13 protein-coding genes are annotated in these 15,104 nt (G+C 68.1%); 8 read left to right on the forward strand and 5 right to left on the reverse strand.

What is annotated here, in order from left to right:
• The first annotated feature begins 25 nt into the window (after positions 1-25).
• The 3 genes from H1Q64_RS06320 (at position 26) to H1Q64_RS06335 (ending at position 2,307) form a co-directional block, all read left to right on the forward strand.
• Positions 26-460, forward strand: coding sequence for a VOC family protein (locus tag H1Q64_RS06320; RefSeq protein ID WP_237904832.1), 435 nt, complete (start codon positions 26-28; stop codon positions 458-460).
• 445 nt (positions 461-905) lie between these two features.
• On the forward strand, positions 906-1,535 hold the full coding sequence (locus H1Q64_RS33785; protein WP_269145364.1) for a calcium-binding protein: 630 nt from the start codon (positions 906-908) through the stop codon (positions 1,533-1,535).
• A gap of 262 nt (positions 1,536-1,797) precedes the next feature.
• The gene (locus H1Q64_RS06335) at positions 1,798-2,307 is read left to right on the forward strand and encodes a hypothetical protein (protein ID WP_237904833.1); all 510 of its coding nucleotides are present in this window, start codon (positions 1,798-1,800) and stop codon (positions 2,305-2,307) included.
• 37 nt (positions 2,308-2,344) lie between these two features.
• Here the strand turns inward: H1Q64_RS06335 and H1Q64_RS06340 are convergent, their stop codons facing one another.
• Positions 2,345-3,781 carry a DEAD/DEAH box helicase gene (locus H1Q64_RS06340; protein WP_237904834.1) on the reverse strand — a complete coding sequence of 479 codons (1,437 nt, stop codon included), beginning with the start codon at positions 3,779-3,781 and terminating at the stop codon, positions 2,345-2,347.
• Between the two features lie 465 nt (positions 3,782-4,246).
• Here H1Q64_RS06340 and H1Q64_RS06345 point away from each other — a divergent pair, with 465 nt between their 5' ends.
• Together H1Q64_RS06345 and H1Q64_RS06350 are read left to right on the forward strand one after the other, a co-directional pair.
• Positions 4,247-4,717: a Fur family transcriptional regulator gene (locus tag H1Q64_RS06345; protein ID WP_237904835.1), complete on the forward strand. Its 471-nt coding sequence runs from the start codon at positions 4,247-4,249 to the stop codon at positions 4,715-4,717.
• Positions 4,714-4,938, forward strand: a complete 225-nt coding sequence (locus tag H1Q64_RS06350; RefSeq protein ID WP_014241688.1) for a hypothetical protein — start codon at positions 4,714-4,716, stop codon at positions 4,936-4,938. Before H1Q64_RS06345 ends, H1Q64_RS06350 begins: the two co-directional genes overlap by 4 nt.
• Before the next feature lie 49 nt (positions 4,939-4,987).
• On the opposite strand, the gene H1Q64_RS06355 is transcribed toward H1Q64_RS06350, so the two are convergent.
• The 3 genes from H1Q64_RS06355 to H1Q64_RS06365 all read right to left on the reverse strand — a co-directional run bounded on the left by H1Q64_RS06355 (position 4,988) and on the right by H1Q64_RS06365 (position 11,711).
• Positions 4,988-6,328, reverse strand: coding sequence for a DUF1329 domain-containing protein (locus H1Q64_RS06355; protein ID WP_237904836.1), 1,341 nt, complete (start codon positions 6,326-6,328; stop codon positions 4,988-4,990).
• 84 nt (positions 6,329-6,412) lie between these two features.
• Complete coding sequence (locus tag H1Q64_RS06360; protein WP_237904837.1) at positions 6,413-9,364, reverse strand: hybrid sensor histidine kinase/response regulator; 2,952 nt, start codon at positions 9,362-9,364, stop codon at positions 6,413-6,415.
• A 10-nt stretch (positions 9,365-9,374) separates the two neighbouring features.
• On the reverse strand, positions 9,375-11,711 hold the full coding sequence (locus tag H1Q64_RS06365) for a PAS-domain containing protein (protein WP_237904838.1): 2,337 nt from the start codon (positions 11,709-11,711) through the stop codon (positions 9,375-9,377).
• A gap of 237 nt (positions 11,712-11,948) precedes the next feature.
• Between H1Q64_RS06365 and H1Q64_RS06370 the strand changes: the two genes are divergently transcribed.
• From H1Q64_RS06370 to H1Q64_RS06380, 3 genes are read left to right on the forward strand one after another with little or no spacing between them, the layout of a single operon-like run.
• Positions 11,949-12,254: an STAS domain-containing protein gene (locus tag H1Q64_RS06370; RefSeq protein ID WP_014241684.1), complete on the forward strand. Its 306-nt coding sequence runs from the start codon at positions 11,949-11,951 to the stop codon at positions 12,252-12,254.
• Positions 12,255-12,261: 7 nt separating this feature from the next.
• On the forward strand, positions 12,262-13,044 hold the full coding sequence (locus H1Q64_RS06375; protein ID WP_237904839.1) for an ATP-binding protein: 783 nt from the start codon (positions 12,262-12,264) through the stop codon (positions 13,042-13,044).
• A 19-nt stretch (positions 13,045-13,063) separates the two neighbouring features.
• Positions 13,064-14,221 carry a PP2C family protein-serine/threonine phosphatase gene (locus H1Q64_RS06380; RefSeq protein ID WP_237904840.1) on the forward strand — a complete coding sequence of 386 codons (1,158 nt, stop codon included), beginning with the start codon at positions 13,064-13,066 and terminating at the stop codon, positions 14,219-14,221.
• A 73-nt stretch (positions 14,222-14,294) separates the two neighbouring features.
• On the opposite strand, the gene H1Q64_RS06385 is transcribed toward H1Q64_RS06380, so the two are convergent.
• On the reverse strand, positions 14,295-14,870 hold the full coding sequence (locus H1Q64_RS06385; RefSeq protein ID WP_237904919.1) for a DedA family protein: 576 nt from the start codon (positions 14,868-14,870) through the stop codon (positions 14,295-14,297).
• Between the last annotated feature and the right edge of the window lie 234 nt (positions 14,871-15,104).

Raw genomic sequence — 15,104 nt, forward strand, 5'->3', positions numbered from 1 at the left:
GGAGGGGGCGAAGACCCCGACGAGCATGAGCGCAACCGACCGCAAACCCGTTCCGCCCTTCCACCTCGCCTTCCCCGTCCGCGACAAGGAGGAGGCGCGCGCCTTCTACGCCGGCCTGCTGGGCTGCGGTGTGGGGCGGGAATCCGACCGCTGGATCGACTTCGACCTCTACGGCCATCAGGTGGTGGCTCATGTGACGGAGGAGGCCGGGACCCGCGCCACCAACCCGGTCGATGGCGAGGACGTGCCGGCCAGCCATTTCGGCGTGATCCTGGATTGGGACGACTGGCACGCGCTGGCCGACAAGCTGAAGGCCGAAGGCGTGCGCTTCCTCATCGAGCCGCAGATCCGCTTCAAGGGTCAGGCAGGCGAGCAGGCCACCATGTTCTTCTTCGACCCGAGCGGAAACGCTCTGGAGTTCAAGAGCTTCCAGGACATGGGGCAGATTTTCGCGCGGTGATGGACGCGTAGGGACGGTTTGTCTTTCAACGGAACATCGGCCCTCCTCCCCACCGGGTGGAGGGCCTTTTCCTGTCGATCCGCAGACTCTCCCTGTTCTGTTCGTATATCAATAGAAACACAGATAAAGGGTGCAGGGCTGAGTGTAACTTTTGTCGTGCCTGTTTCTGTTTTGTTTTTGATTAGATAGATAAGTAATGAAGTTAGTGCTTTCGTGTGTAATTTATGGTTGTTGACTGTTTTCTTTTCTCATGACAGATCTCGTTTTGAGAGCATTTCAGGACTTGTGCTCAACCACATGCTGTTGTGTGCATGAGCGAGCGCAGCTGAAGAGCCTCTGTTCGGAAACCATGATCGACCGATCCGGTGAACGCTGCACGGTCGGCCAAACAAGCAAACTTTCCGAACATTCATTCGACGATGCATAAAATAAGTGGGGATTCGACATGAGCGTCATCAATGGAACGTCCGCGTCCGAAGTGATCGATCTGCGGGGATTGGTCCCCGGACCGTACGAGACCGCCAACGGCTCCGCGGCGGGTGCCGGCAACGACACCGTGTATGGCAGCAGCTATCCCGATCTGATCCAGGGCGGGAGCGGAAACGATCTCCTCTACGGTTTCAATGGAAACGACATTCTGGTCGGCGACGACGGCAACGACACGCTGTATGGCGGCAACGGGAGCGACAGCCTTCTGGCCAGTTCGGGGAACGATCACCTGCTGGGCGAAGCCGGTGACGACACGCTGTATGGCGGGGCGGGCAACGACGTCTATTATCATTCGGCGAATGGCGGCGTTGATCTCATCAACGATGACAAGTCGGAAGCCGGAATGCCGGGCTATGGCGGCGGAACGTCCGACGTCGTGTACTTCACCGATGTAACGATGGCGAACCTCGCCTTCTTCCGTCCGATGGGAAGCAACGACCTGTGGATCTCCAGCGTGGCCGATTTCAGCGATGGCTATCTGAATGATGGCGTGATCATCCAGGACTTCTATCTGGGTGGCAACAACACCATCGAGTATCTGTACAGCTCCGACTCTTACGCAGTCAATCTGACGACGCTGCTCTGAGTGGTCCATCATCACCAAACGGCAAAGCCGCCGCGGCCATCGCGGCGGCTTTTCTTTGATGGGCAAGGAAATGGTTCGACGCCATCGGCATTTCTTTCACCCTCGCTGGGAAAATTCGGCTCTGCGCATCCGGTTCCACCGTCCCTTCCGCCCCCCTTCCGCTCTGGCGGATGCCTGCGGTCAGGCGCTGCCGGTGATGGCATGGAAACTGCTAAGGGGAAGGTTGCCGAGGGGGAGTCAACGATCAACCAAGGGGTGTTTCATGAGCAGCCTGTCCGTCTCCGCGCCGGGATATGGCCCGTCAGGCGCGTACGCACTGAACGGTGGCGGGGTCACCCGCTTTTCGACGGTGACCAAGGCCACGCCGGAGATGATGGCGCGGGTCGGGGTCGGCGATTCCGCCTTTCAGCAGCAGATGAGGATTGCCGGTGATCCCAACGCCGTGGACCCGGCGGTCGCGGCGCGCAGCCGCGCCGTGCAGGCCCACACCGTGTTCCGGCAGGGCGGTCAGGTCGTCGCCGCCGTTTGGCGGGACGGCCAGACGCAGATGAGCGACGGGCTTGCGTCGCGGCTCGACTGGACCGCGCTGGAGCGGCAGACCGCCGCGCTGTCCGAAGCGCAGCGGCGGGACGTGATCGCCGCGGCCATCGCCAAACAGCTCGGCGGGAGCGCCCAGGTCCAGCGCTACGGCGACAGCGGCGCGGCGCCGACCCGTGGCGCGGTGATCGACGAGCAGGCCACGGCAAATCGGGCGGCGCGCGGCGGGCGGTGATCCCGCCGCGCGCCCAACAGGCACAGGCTGTTTAGACTCAGGCTGCGGACCGCTTGTTCCCGCCCGGCTGGCCGCCGTGCGGGGCGGGGCGGCGGTTGTGGCGGTTCTGCTGGTTGGCCGACACCTTGGCCTTCAGCGGCTGGTCGCCGGTGGCGCCGGCAACCCGCGCGCCCTGCTGCGGCTGCGGCTTCGCGCCCTGGGCCTTCGGCGCCTGAGCCCTCTGGCCCTGCGGCTTGCCGCCGCCCGGCTGCTGGTGGGGCTGGCCGCGGCCCGGACGGGGCTGCTTGGGCGCCGGCTTCGGCGGCTTGGCCGAGGAGGCATGGATCGCCGCCACCACCGACGCGTGGTAGGGATGGTCGTGGTCGGCCGGGACCGGCTGGCGGATGGTCTTCTCGATGGCCTTCAGATAAGCCACCTCCTCCGCGTCGCAGAAGGACACCGCGCTGCCGTCGGTGCCGGCGCGGGCGGTGCGGCCGATGCGGTGGACGTAGCTTTCCGGCTCGTTCGGCAGGTCGAAATTGATGACGTGCGTGATGCCGTCGATGTCGATGCCGCGCGCTGCGATGTCGGTCGCCACCAGCGCCTTCAGGTCGCCGCTGCGGAAGGACTCCAGCGCGCGCACGCGGGCCGACTGCGACTTGTCGCCGTGGATCGCGTCGGCCGGGACGCCGGCCTTCTTCAGATGGTCGGCGATGCGGTCGGCGCCGTGCTTGGTGCGGGCGAAGACGATCGTCCGCTCCATGGCACCCTCCTGGAGGAGGTCGGCGAGCAGGCGGCGCTTGTCGGCGCGGTCCACGAACAGCACGCGCTGGGCGATGCGCTCCACCGTGGTGGACTGCGGCGCCACCTCGATCCGCTCGGCATCGGTCAGGATGCTGTGCGCCAGCTCGACCACGGCTTCCGGCATGGTGGCGGAGAACAGCAGGGTCTGGCGCTGCTTCGGCAGGACCGCGACGACTTTCCGCACGTCGCGGATGAAGCCCATGTCGAGCATGCGGTCGGCCTCGTCCAGGACGAAGATCTCGATTTGGTCGAGCATGCACTGCTTCTGGGCCATCAGGTCGAGCAGGCGGCCCGGAGTCGCCACCAGCACGTCGGTGCCGCGGGCCAGAGCGGCGACCTGCGGGCTCTGCCCGACGCCGCCGTGGATCACCGTGCGGCGGATCGGCAGGTGCCGGCCGTAGGTGCGGAAGCTCTCGCCGATCTGCAGCGCCAGCTCGCGCGTCGGCGTCAGGATCAGCGTGCGCGGCGCCTTGGCCTGCACGCGCTTCTTGTTCTGGAACAGCCGCTGCAGGATCGGCAGGGTGAAGGCGGCGGTCTTGCCGGTGCCGGTCTGGGCGAGGCCGAGCACGTCGCGGCCCTCCAGAAGAACGGGGATGGCGCCGGCCTGGATCGGCGTGGCGGTCTGGTAACCCTCTTCGGCGACGGCGCGCAGAAGGGGCTCGATCAGGCCGAGGCCACTGAATTCGGTCATACGGGGAGGGTCCTGGTCACGTGAACAGAGGCTGCACCTGGGCCGTGCCCGGACATGGCCGGGGGCGGCGTGGCTTGGGGCGCTCCGCCGCGGGAGTGCGCGGAGCCATCAATTCACCGTGGGAAGGCGCAAGCGGCGCCGGTACCGGGACGACGAGGAGCCGGCAGCCCCAAAGCAAAATCGACCGGACACACATAGGCGGTGGGGCGGCTTTTGGCAAGCAAACAAGGACCTTGGCCGCGTTCCGGACCGGAAATGTCCCTGGGTCGGGCGGCGGTTCCAGGGGACGATGGGGGTGGTAGGGCGTGCCGCGTCGGCGGGTGAGGCATTTTGCCGCGTTAATTCCCGGATAAAAAAACGGGGTATAGGATTGCGAATGAATTTCAGTATTATGATGGGCGCTGCAGCATGGCGCCCCGGATCGCGGGACACGGCGCCGCAACGGATGGCAAAGGCGGTGGGGCAATGACGTCGCGTCTCGAATCCTTGTGCCTGGAAAAGGGACTGAAGATGACCGGCCAGCGCCGGGTCATCTCCCAGGTCCTGTCGGAATCGGAGGACCATCCCGACGTGGAGGAGGTCCACCGCCGCGCCGTCCTGATCGACCCGCGCATCTCCATCGCCACCGTCTACCGCACCATGCGCCTCCTGGAAGACGCGCAGGTGATCGAGAAGGTGGACCTGGGCGACGGCCGTGCCCGCTATGAAGAAGCCTCCACCGACCATCACCACCACCTGATTGACACGCGCAGCGGGCGGATCATCGAATTCGCCAGCCCGGAACTGGAGGCGCTGAAGGAGCGCATCGCCCGGGAGCTGGGCTACCGCATCGTCGGTCACCGGCTGGAAATCTACGGCGTTCCGCTCGACAGCGTGTCTCTCGACGGCGGCGACGCGCTGGACGGCAACTCTGGGGAAGGCGGGGAGCGTCGATGAAAAGCATGCGCTGGCTGACGATCGACCCCTACCCGGCGGTGAGCCTGAATTGCCGCGACGCGGTCCAGCGCTGCTACGCCGGCCTGTGCGACTGCGGCCAGCCGGAGCGCTACGCGCTGGAGGCGGCGGTGACCGTCTTCCGCTACCACCATCCGGAAACCCCGCCCTTCCAGGCGGAAACCATCGTCAGCCAGTGGGTGGCCGGTCCGGTCCGGCACTGACCGCCGCCCGGTGCCCGTCTCTCTCCGCCCGTCTCACTCTGCCAATCTCTCACCAGGGCCGCCGCTTGCGTTCCAGCGTGTCGGTGGCGAAGTCCTCGGGCCGCAGGGGCTTGGCGAAGTCCGGCGGGGCGAGCTGGTTGTCGAGGCCGTTCACCACATAGCGGTCGCCCGTGAGGTCGTAGGTGATCTCCAAGGCCGGGGCGAAGACGGGCACCTGCGGATAGGCGATCCCGTGCGCCTCCGCGTAGCGGACCAGATCGCCCTTGGCGTCGTAATGGTCGGCCATGACGATCTGCCAGGAATCCTCGTCCAGATAATAGGTGCGTTCCGGCAGGGCGTGGCGGAAGCCGGATTTCAGCCGCGCCTCGACGATCCACACCCGGTGCATCTCGTAGCGCAGGAACTGTGGGTTGGGGTGGCCCAGCCACAGGAAATCCGCCGGAGCCAGATTGGGCGTGTTCATCCGGCTGGCGTTGTAGGGCACATACATCTCCCGGCGCGTCACCAGGGCGAAGTCGAAACGGTCGAGCGGGCCGCCGAACATGTCCAGCATGTCGGCGGTGCGGATGCCGCCGCTGGCCGGGTCCGGCGTGTCGTAGACGAAGTCGGGCGCGCGGACGGGCTTGCCGGTTTCCCCCTGCCGGAACCAGGCGGCGAAACCGGCCTGGATCGGGTTCAGCGTGCCGTGCAGCAGCAGGGTGGTCCCGGCCTCCGCCTTGGGCATCAGGGTGGTGCGGCGGTAGTGGAAGGGGCGGCCGCCGTCGATCCCGGCGGCGTAGCTGGATTGCCAGTCCTCGCGGTAGACCGCCGCGGTGTAGATGCCGCCGGATTCCGGCAGGACGGTGGCGCCGGTGCGGCTGAAGGAATTGCCGCGCCAGCGCAGGATGTGGTTCCACATCGCCTGCACGCCGTTGGCCGGGATGGGGAAGGGCACGCCCACCCGCGCCCCGCTCAACGCCAGACCGTTCTCGCCCAGCTTGGCGCGCCGGGCGTTCTCGATCGTTTCGTCGTAGACGCGCTGGGGAGCGGCGGCGCTGCGGTTGCTGGGGAAGACTGGGATCTCGAAGGACGGATACTTGGTCAGCATCGCCTGCAGGCCGGCGGACAGGCGGACCTTGTAGCGGTCCAGATCCGCCGGACCCACGGTGAACCAGCGCCCATCCTCGTCGTAGGGGTCGGGCAGATGGGCGCCCGGCTTCCAGCCGTTGGGGACGCGGGTCAGCCCTCCCTTCCAGGGCGGAATGGCCCGCGTCCGGCTGGCGCCGCGCACCGCGCCGAAGGGGGTCAGCTCCTCTCCCAGGGTGGGAACCTTCTCCTGCGCGGCGATCGGGGCCGCGTAGGGGAGCACCGGCAGGGAGAGCAGCAGGCTGGAGAACTGGCGGCGGTTCATGCGCGTCTCGCGGCGTGGCGGGTCGCGGGGACGATACCCCAATCGCGCGCCGGTTCGAACGGACAAAGGGTGTTTTAGGGGCGTTCAGGGATCCGATGCGGTGGCGATGACGCGCTCGACCTCCCGCATCGCCTGCTCCAGCGCCGCGGCCAGCGCGGTCACCCGCTCCCAGGGGGCGTCCTGCATCACCGCCTGCTCCAGCGCCTGCGCCGCGTCGCCGAGCGGCGTCGCCCCGGCGTTGCGGGAGCAGCCCTTCAGATTATGGGCGCCGGCACGGATCGCCGTTCCGTTCCGCGCGGCGACGGCGTCGCTGACCTCGTCCGCGATGTGGCGGCCGATCCCGACGAAGTCGCTCAGCAACTCGTCCATCAGCGCCCGGTCGTCGCCGCAGAGCCGGCGCAGGACATCGAGGTTGATCGGGGGCAGGTCGCGCGACGGGTTCGTCGCGTGTGGGAATGACTGGGAGGGCGCCACCGGGTCGGCCACTGCGGGCGGCAGGAAGCGGGACAGTGCGGCGTCGAGCTTCGCCAGATCCAGCGGCTTGCTCAGCGCCTCGTCCATGCCGGCCGCGCGGTAGCTCTCGATGTCCGCCGGGGCGGCGTTGGCGGTCAGGGCGACGATCGGCAGATGGGCGCCGGTGGCGCGCTCCGCCGCGCGGATGCGGCGGGTCAGCTCGAACCCGTCCACTTCGGGCATCTGGATGTCGGTCAGCAGCAGGGCGTAGCGCCGCCGCCCCAGCGCGGCCAGGGCCTCCGCCCCGCCGTTGGTCAACTCCGCCGTGTGGCCCAGCGAGGTGAGCTGCATCTGCAGGACCTTCCGGTTGATGGCGTTGTCCTCCGCCACCAGGATCAGCCGCCCGCGGGCCTCCGCCTCGGCGATGGCGCGCTCCGGACTCAGCACGGCCGGGGCGCAGCGCACGGCCGGCGGCGGGTCTTCGCCGGATGCCGCGTCCGTCAGGGCGCGTCCGGCGGCCACCGCCACGGCGCGCACCAGGGGCGTGCGGCGGACCGGTCGGCTCACCGGGACCGATCCGTCGGCGAGGCGGCCGCCGATGGTGGTGGGGTCCTGCAGCAGCACCGTCGGCACCTGCGCTTCCCCGACGCGGCGGCCCAGCAATTGCGGCGCCTGGGCGGCGGCGGGGGTGTGCAGAGCCTCGTCCACCACCACGACGTTCAGGGCGCCGCGTTCCGTTTGGGCCATGCGGGCCTGTTCGGCCAGGGTGTCCGGTTGTCCGGCGGCCAGCACGCGCGCCCCGGCCGCTTCCAGATAGTGGGTGACGATCCGGCGCTCCTCCGTGTCCGGCAGGCCGACCAGGACGGTCAGGCCGGCGAGGCCCGGATCGTCCACCGCCGAGGGACCGGGCGGAGGCTGGGGCGGGGGGGTGTCGGCCGTGGCGCTCAGCGTCAGCTCGACCCAGAAGGTGGAGCCCGCCCCCGGTGCGCTGTCCACCCCGATCGTCCCGCCCATCAGCGCGACCAGCCGCCGGCTGATCGACAGGCCCAGCCCGGTGCCGCCGAAGCGCCGGGCGGTCGAGCTTTCCGCCTGGGTGAAGGGCTGGAAGAGCTGGCGGCGCGCCGTCTCGGAAATGCCGATGCCGGTGTCCGCCACCTCGATGCGCAGCCGGGCGCCGCCCTGGCTGCCGCCGTCCGTCCTGGCGGCCAGGGTGGCCTGGACGACGATGCGCCCGCGCTCGGTGAACTTGATGGCGTTGCCGCACAGGTTGAACAGGATCTGGCGCAGCCGCACCGGATCGCCGGTCAGCGCCGGCGGGATCGCCGGGTCCACGTAGGTCAGCAGCGCCAGCCCCTTGGCCCGCGCCGCCGGGGCCAGCGTCTCGGCCACCCCTTCGACCAGGGCGGGGATGGAGACGGGCACCTGCTCCAGGTCCATCTTGTCGGCCTCGATCTTCGAGAAGTCGAGGATGTCGTCGATGATCCGCAGCAGCGAGGTCGCCGATTCCCGCATGGTCGCCACGGTGTCGCGCTGCCCGCCGTCCAGCGGCGTGCGCTCCAGCAGCTCCAGCATGCCCAGCACGCCGTTCATCGGGGTGCGGATCTCGTGGCTCATGGTGGCGAGGAAGGCGGACTTGGCGGTGGTCGTCTGCTCGGCCTGCTCCTTGGCCTGTTCCATCCGGCGCTCGGCCAGCTTGCGCCGGGTGATGTCGTAGACCCAGGCGAGATGGACCGGGCGGCCGTCGAGCAGTGTCGGGTCCACCGACACCAGCGCCCAGAAGACGGAGCCGTCGGCCCGCCGCACCCTCACCTCGGCGTCGCGCAGCGAGCGGCGGAAGAAGGTCCAGTGCGTCTCGTGCGCCTCGGTGTTGTCCGGCTCGATGAACAGGTCGGCGATGGAGACGCCGACCAGCCGCTCCTTCGGCACGCCCAGCAGATGGACCAGCCGGTCGTTGCACATCACCAGGACGCCGTCGTGGGTATAGGCGCAGACGCCGACCGGGCTCGACTCCAGGATGGCGCGCATCTGCTCGCGGCTCTGCCGCAGCTCGTGCGTTCGTTCGGCCACCTTGGTCTCGATGAAGCGGATGTGGTCGTAGGCGCGCAGCGCCGCGATCACCGCGGTGAACAGCCCTTCCGCCGACAGGTCGGCCTTCGACTTGTAGTCGTTGATGTCGCAGCCGACGATCACATCGCGCTGCGGCGCCTGCCCCGGCTGGCCGGTGCGCAGGATGATCCGGACGTCGAGATTGCCGAGAGTGCCGCGGATCCAGCGGACCAGCGTCAGCCCGGCGTCGTCCTCCTCCATCACCACGTCCAGCAGGATGACGGCGATGTCCCGGCGGGCGCGCAGAACGGCGCGCGCCTCGGCGGCGGAGCGGCAGCCGATCAGCTCCAGCCGGCGGCACTGGAACTCCACGTCGTCCAGCAGGAGGGCGGTCATGGAATGGACGTCGTCCTCGTCGTCCACCACCAGGATGGGCCAGGGCGGGGTCTCGTCCCCGTCCTCGCCCTCCTCGTCGGCGAACAGGATCTCGTCGTCTGAGTTGGGGGCGGTGTCGGGCATGATCAGCTCGTCGGTCATGCTGCGTCCGTCATGCTGCGTCGGTTGCCGGTTCTTTCCCGGTGGCGCTGGCCATCCGGGGCGCCGTCACGGGAATCCGCAGGAGGAAGGTGGTGCCCCCGCCTGTGGGGTGGTCGGGGGCGGAGTCGTTTGGGGCCGGGCTGTCCACCGAGATCCGGCCGCCCAGCGATTGCGTCACCAGGTTGAAGACGATGTGAAGGCCGAGTCCGCTGCCCCCGGTGCCGCGCTTCGTCGTGAAGAAGGGTTCGAACACCTTGGGCAGATTGTCCGGGGCGATGCCGACCCCGTCGTCGGAAAAGCGGATGTCCAGCTCGCCGTCCGGCAGCTCCTCCACGCTCAGCGCCATCGTGCCCTCGCGGCCGTCGGGGAAGGCATGGATCAGCGCGTTGATGACCAGATTGGTGATGACCTGGCTGAGCGCTCCGGGATAGCCGTCCATGGTGATGCCGTCCCGGCAGGCGACGGTCATGCGGTGCGGACTCTTGCGCAGGCGCGGTCCCAGCGAGGTGATGATCTCGTCCAGATAGGAGCGCAGGTCGAAGCGGCGGCGCTCCTGGCTGGTCTGGTCGACGGCGACGCGCTTGAAGCTCTGGATCAGTTCCGCCGCGCGGGTCAGGTTCTGTTCGATCAGCCGCGAGGATTCGCCAGCCGCCGCCACGTAGGCGGTCAGGTCGGACTTCTTCAGGGTGCCCTTCGCGAAGGCCTCGGTCAGCGTCCGCGTCTTCGACGCCAGATGGGTGGAGCAGCTGTAGGCGATGCCCACCGGCGTGTTGATCTCATGCGCGACGCCGGCCACCAGCAGGGCGAGCGAGGCCATCTTCTCCGCCTGGACGAGGCTGTCCTGGGTCTCCTTGAGGTCGGCATAGGCGGTCTCCAGCGCCTCCATGGCGTGGAACACCTCCTCGGCGGAGCGCGCCTCCACCGTCACGTCGGTGAAGGTGCGGACGAATCCGCCCTCCGGCAGAGGGTTGGACCGCACCTCGATGATCGTGCCGTCGGGCCGCCGCCGCTTGAAGGCGAAGGGCTGGTCGGGGACCACGGCGGTCTCGTCCAGCTCCAGGTCCGGATCGATGCTGAAATCCTCGAAGGCACCCTGGGCGCGCTGGAGCTGAATGATCTCGGGGAACAGCGGGTTGCGGGCCAGGAAGGCCGCCGGGACGTCGAGAAGCTCCGCGGCGCGGCGGTTGGACATGACGACCCGCAGGTTGCGGTCCACCATGATGATGCCCTGGTCGGTGTTGTCGAGCGTGATCTGAAGGACGTTCCGCTCGCGCGCCAGATCCCGTTCGGCCTGCATGCGCTCCGTCACGTCGGACATGGTGCCGGTCAGGCGGACCGCGGTTCCCTCGCCGTCGCGCAGCGCGGTCGCGCGATCCTCGATCCAGCTCCAGCCGCCGTCCCGGCGCCGCATGCGGTAGACGGTGGCGTAGGCGCTGTCCTTGTCGCGCACGCGGCTGCGGGACTCCGCGACGACGCGCCGCCGCTCCTCCGGATGGATCAGCGACTCCCAGGTCCGCGCGGTCATCGCCAGCTCGGCCGGGCCGTAGCCCAGCAGGGCGGGAAACTCTTTCGACCACCAGTACTCACCGGTCCGCAGGTCGTAATCCCAGACGGAGGAGCGGGTGGCGGCGATGGCCAGCCCCAGCCGCTCCTCGCTCTGGCGCAGGGCGGCCTCCTCCTCGTCGAGCCGGGTCAGCATGCCGTTGTAGGCGGCGATCACCCGCCCCAGCTCATCGGCCGACGACCAATGCACGGGCTGGCGCAGATGCTCCTGCTCCGCAGTGCGGATCGACGCGATCAGCCGGCTCAGCGGCACGCCGATGGTCAGCCGGTGGGCGGTCAGCGCGGTGACCAGCGTGCCGACCAGCATCAGAAGCAGGAGCCACAGCGTGTTGACCATCTCCTGCCGGATCTGCTCGTCGACCGGGGCGTAGCTGAAATGGAGGGTCAGCGTGCCGAGCCGGCGGTTCTGCACCTGGATCGGACGGCGCACCGTCTCGCGCCCGGCAAAGGAGCGGCAGTCATTGTCCGGCCACGCGAAACGGCCGTCGGCCAACTCGTCCGCCACCTCGATGCACAGAAGCTCGCGGTTGACGGAAATCGCCTGGATGATGTTGCGGATCGCCGGAACGTCCACGGCCCACAGGCTGGAGGACAGGGCGACGGCGTTGATCTCCGCCACCGCCTCGATCCGGTCGCGCAGGGCGCCGCGCAGATCCTTGTACTTGCCGTAGAAGAAGATCGAGGAGAAGCCGAGCGTGGTCAGCATCAGGATGGGAATCAGGATCAGCAGGAACTTCGCCGACACCGTCGGCACCGTCTTCCACGCCTGCTCGATCACCGTCATGAAGGGGTATCCCGCTGCGGGGTCGCATGACCGGAGCGGGGCGGCGGCACGGCGCCGCCTTCACCGGCAATGCGGTTGTACTATCAACCGGTGCTGTCCGTCTATGGCGTGTGAAGCGTGAAAATTCTTCCTATGGTCGATAAAATTAGCGAAATGTACACTTGAAGCTTGAGGGGGGATCGGCCTTGCACTACTGTTCGCGGGAGCCGCTTGCGCGGTGCAACACAAGAGGATGTCATGAATTTCCAGGTGCGCCGGACCTCTGAAACCATCGAGGTGCTGTTGAGCGGCCGGTTGGAGTTCACCGACCATGACAGCCTTCCCGACATCGTGGATCTGCTCAACGGCGAGGGCGCGCGCCGCTTCATCCTGGACATGGACGGGCTGACCTTCATCGACTCCGCGGGGATCGGCATGCTGCTGATCCTTCAGGACGAGGCGGAGCAGCGCAACATCAAGTTGGTCCTCCGCAAGCTGCAGGGCGATGTGCTGCGATCCATCGACCTGGCGCGGATCGGCGAAGTCGTCACCATCGAACGGTGAGCGGGTGATGGACGGTTTCCCAGCCCCCTCCGCCAGCCACCCCCCCGGTCCGGCCGGCGCCGTGCGACCCTTCAGCGTGGTGCGGGACCGCGTGCCGGCGGACATCGCCGCGCGGGTCGCGGCACGCTTCGGCCTGGGTGGAGGCGTTGATGACGCCATTGACGGTCGGGCCGCCGCCGCGGTGCTGCTGGCCCAGGCCGACCGGGATATCCTGCGCGGCGCCTTCGGGCTCAACCCCTTTCTGACGGTGGAGTTGACGGAGCGGGAGGAGGGGAGCGGCGCCATCGACGCCGACTGGCTGGGCGCTCCGCCGGTGGAGCGGGGATTCTACCTGTCGCTGACCACCGGGACGGCCTATGGCCTGCAGTGCGCCGTTCTGGTCTGCGACGAGCTGACCCGGCGCGGCGTGCTGACGCCGGAGCGGCGCGGCAACGTCGAGCTGTGCCTGCACGAGGCCATCGCCAACGCCATCGTTCACGGCAATCTGGGCATCCCCAGTGCGACCAAGGAGCAGCTGGAGGGCTACCGCCTGTTCAGCCGGCTGCTCCGCGAACGGCTGGGCGACGGCGCGGTGCGGCAGCGGCGGATCGACATCTTCGCACGCTGGACCGCGGACAGCCTGTCCATCGCGGTGGTCGACCAGGGCAACGGGTTCGACGCCGCGGCCCTGCCGCAGGACACCGACAGCGGCGCCCATTCCGGCCGCGGCTTCGTGTTCATGCGGGCGCTGGCCCGGCGCATCCATGTGACCGACGGCGGGCGCTGCACCCTGCTGCAGTTCGACCTGTGACGGGCGGGCGGGTCCGCGCATGCCCATTTCCCTCGCCGCCAGCCGTGTCCTGATCGTTGACGACAACGAATTCAACAGGAAGTCGCTGGCCCTGATGATCCGCCGCGCCGGGCTGACCCAGATCGAGGTCGCCGAGAACGGGGTGGACGGGCTGCGCAAGGTGGAGAGCTTCCGCCCCGACCTCGTCCTGCTCGACGTCAGCATGCCGGTGATGGACGGGCTGGAGATGTGCCGGCGCCTGCGCGAGCGGCTGACCCACGAGGAGCTGCCGATCCTGTTCCAGACGGCGCTGGACAGCGACGAGGAGCAGGTCCGCTGCTTCGAGGCCGGCGGCAGCGATTTCATCTCCAAGCCGATCAAGCCCGGCGAATGCGTCGCCCGCGTCCGCCACCAGCTTGAAAAGCGTAAGCTGTTCACCGACCTCGCCAATTTCCGCGGGCGGGTCGAGCGGGAGTTGAAGCACGCCAAGGCGATGCAGCTGTCCCTGCTGCCCGAGCCGAAGGAGCTGGAGGCCGTCGCCGAGCGGTACGAGCTGGTGCTGGACGCCCATTTCGAAACCTCATCGGAGCTGGGCGGCGATTTCTGGAACGTCTATCCGCTGGACAGCCACCGCGTCGCCTTCCTGCTGGTCGATTTTGCCGGCCATGGCATCACCGCGGCAATCAACACCTTCCGTCTGCACACGCTGATCGACCGCTTCCCCATGCAGCATGTGCCGCCCTCGGAGTGGCTGGCCGGGCTGAACTTGGCGCTGAAGGAGGTGCTGCCGGTCGGGCAGTTCGCCACCGCCTTTTTCGGCATCCTCGACCTGCACACCGACACGCTGACCTACGCCTCGGCCGGGGCGCCGAATCCGGTGGTGGGGATCGCGGGGGAGCTTCGGCTGCTCGACTCGGCGGGGCTGGTGCTGGGGGCGTCGCGTCGCGCCGTCTATGCCGACCGCAGCCTGCGCCTGCCGCGCGGGAGCTGCCTGTTCCTCTACAGCGACGCGCTGATCGAATGCAGCGGCCCGGACAACGAACCGATCGGCCAGGATGGGGTCCCCGGCCTGCTGCGTGGCGCCATCGCCGCCAACCGCGCCCGCCCGCTGGGGCCGTTGCTGGAGCGCTTCTACGCCCGCACCAGCCTGCCGCTGCGCGACGATCTGACCGCCGTATGGATCGCCCGCCGGGCGTGAGGGAGCCGATACAGAAAGGCCGCCGCGGTTGCCCGCGGCGGCTCTTTGCCTGATCCTCGAGGAGAGAGGGGTGTTACGCCTGCGTCTCAGAGGCGGCGTAGCGGCGGCGGACCCACATCACGCTCTTCACCGCGAAGATGGTGACGCCGATGCCCAGCGCGATGAGCAGGAGGATCTTCGGGCCGTTCTCGCCGATGGCGGCGGCGGCCTCGCCGAACAGATAGCCGGCCCCGGCGAAGCTCCAGGCCCAGATGCCGGCGGCGATGAAGTTCCAGAACAGGAACTTGCGCCAGGGCATGCGGGACGTGCCGACGGCGACCGAGGCGATGTTGCGCACCCCGTACAGGAAGCGGAAGGCCAGGATGAAGCCGACGCCGTAGGTTTCCAGCCAGTACAGCACGCGCGTCGCACGGGCCTCCGCCGCCGGGAAGCGGGCCAGAGCCTTGCCGCCCCATTTGCGGCCGATCCAGAAATAGCACTGGTCGCCCATGAAGCTGCCGATCCACACGGCGGCAACCAACCAGTATAGGTTGATGATCCCCAGATGCGCGCCCATCCCGCCGAAAATGACGAAGGTCTCGCCTTCGAAGAAGGCCCATATGAAGGCCAGGGGATAGAAGGCATCGCCCCAATCCTGGAGCCAGGTCATCCAGTCCAAATCACCCTCCCCGCGGGTCGTTCCTTTTCGGCTCGGACCGCCGGCGATGCGCCAGGGAAACGCAGACGCGGCCATTGGTCAGGCTACGGACACATCATTGCACATAAGTGCGTGTCTTGTCGCGCCATCATTCCCGAATCGGGGGGAGGGAACCGTACAAAGTTGGGGTACGAAACGATCTATTGCGGCGGGATTATTTTGTTTCCAGACACGTATTCTGTGAAT

It is taken from the genome of Azospirillum brasilense (assembly GCF_022023855.1).
Lineage (GTDB): Bacteria > Pseudomonadota > Alphaproteobacteria > Azospirillales > Azospirillaceae > Azospirillum > Azospirillum brasilense_F.

Bases quoted from the DNA above. Each gene is read 5' to 3' on its own strand.
- H1Q64_RS06335 (WP_237904833.1), top strand. From the start codon at position 1,798: ATGAGCAGCCTGTCCGTCTCCGCGCCGGGATATGGCCCGTCAGGCGCG.
- H1Q64_RS06375 (WP_237904839.1), top strand. From the start codon at position 12,262: ATGGACGGTTTCCCAGCCCCCTCCGCCAGCCACCCCCCCGGTCCGGCC.
- H1Q64_RS06385 (WP_237904919.1), bottom strand. From the start codon at position 14,870: ATGACCTGGCTCCAGGATTGGGGCGATGCCTTCTATCCCCTGGCCTTC.
- H1Q64_RS06355 (WP_237904836.1), bottom strand. From the start codon at position 6,328: ATGAACCGCCGCCAGTTCTCCAGCCTGCTGCTCTCCCTGCCGGTGCTC.
- H1Q64_RS06320 (WP_237904832.1), top strand. From the start codon at position 26: ATGAGCGCAACCGACCGCAAACCCGTTCCGCCCTTCCACCTCGCCTTC.
- H1Q64_RS33785 (WP_269145364.1), top strand. From the start codon at position 906: ATGAGCGTCATCAATGGAACGTCCGCGTCCGAAGTGATCGATCTGCGG.
- H1Q64_RS06365 (WP_237904838.1), bottom strand. From the start codon at position 11,711: ATGACGGTGATCGAGCAGGCGTGGAAGACGGTGCCGACGGTGTCGGCG.
- H1Q64_RS06345 (WP_237904835.1), top strand. From the start codon at position 4,247: ATGACGTCGCGTCTCGAATCCTTGTGCCTGGAAAAGGGACTGAAGATG.
- H1Q64_RS06350 (WP_014241688.1), top strand. From the start codon at position 4,714: ATGAAAAGCATGCGCTGGCTGACGATCGACCCCTACCCGGCGGTGAGC.
- H1Q64_RS06360 (WP_237904837.1), bottom strand. From the start codon at position 9,364: ATGACCGACGAGCTGATCATGCCCGACACCGCCCCCAACTCAGACGAC.
- H1Q64_RS06370 (WP_014241684.1), top strand. From the start codon at position 11,949: ATGAATTTCCAGGTGCGCCGGACCTCTGAAACCATCGAGGTGCTGTTG.
- H1Q64_RS06340 (WP_237904834.1), bottom strand. From the start codon at position 3,781: ATGACCGAATTCAGTGGCCTCGGCCTGATCGAGCCCCTTCTGCGCGCC.
- H1Q64_RS06380 (WP_237904840.1), top strand. From the start codon at position 13,064: ATGCCCATTTCCCTCGCCGCCAGCCGTGTCCTGATCGTTGACGACAAC.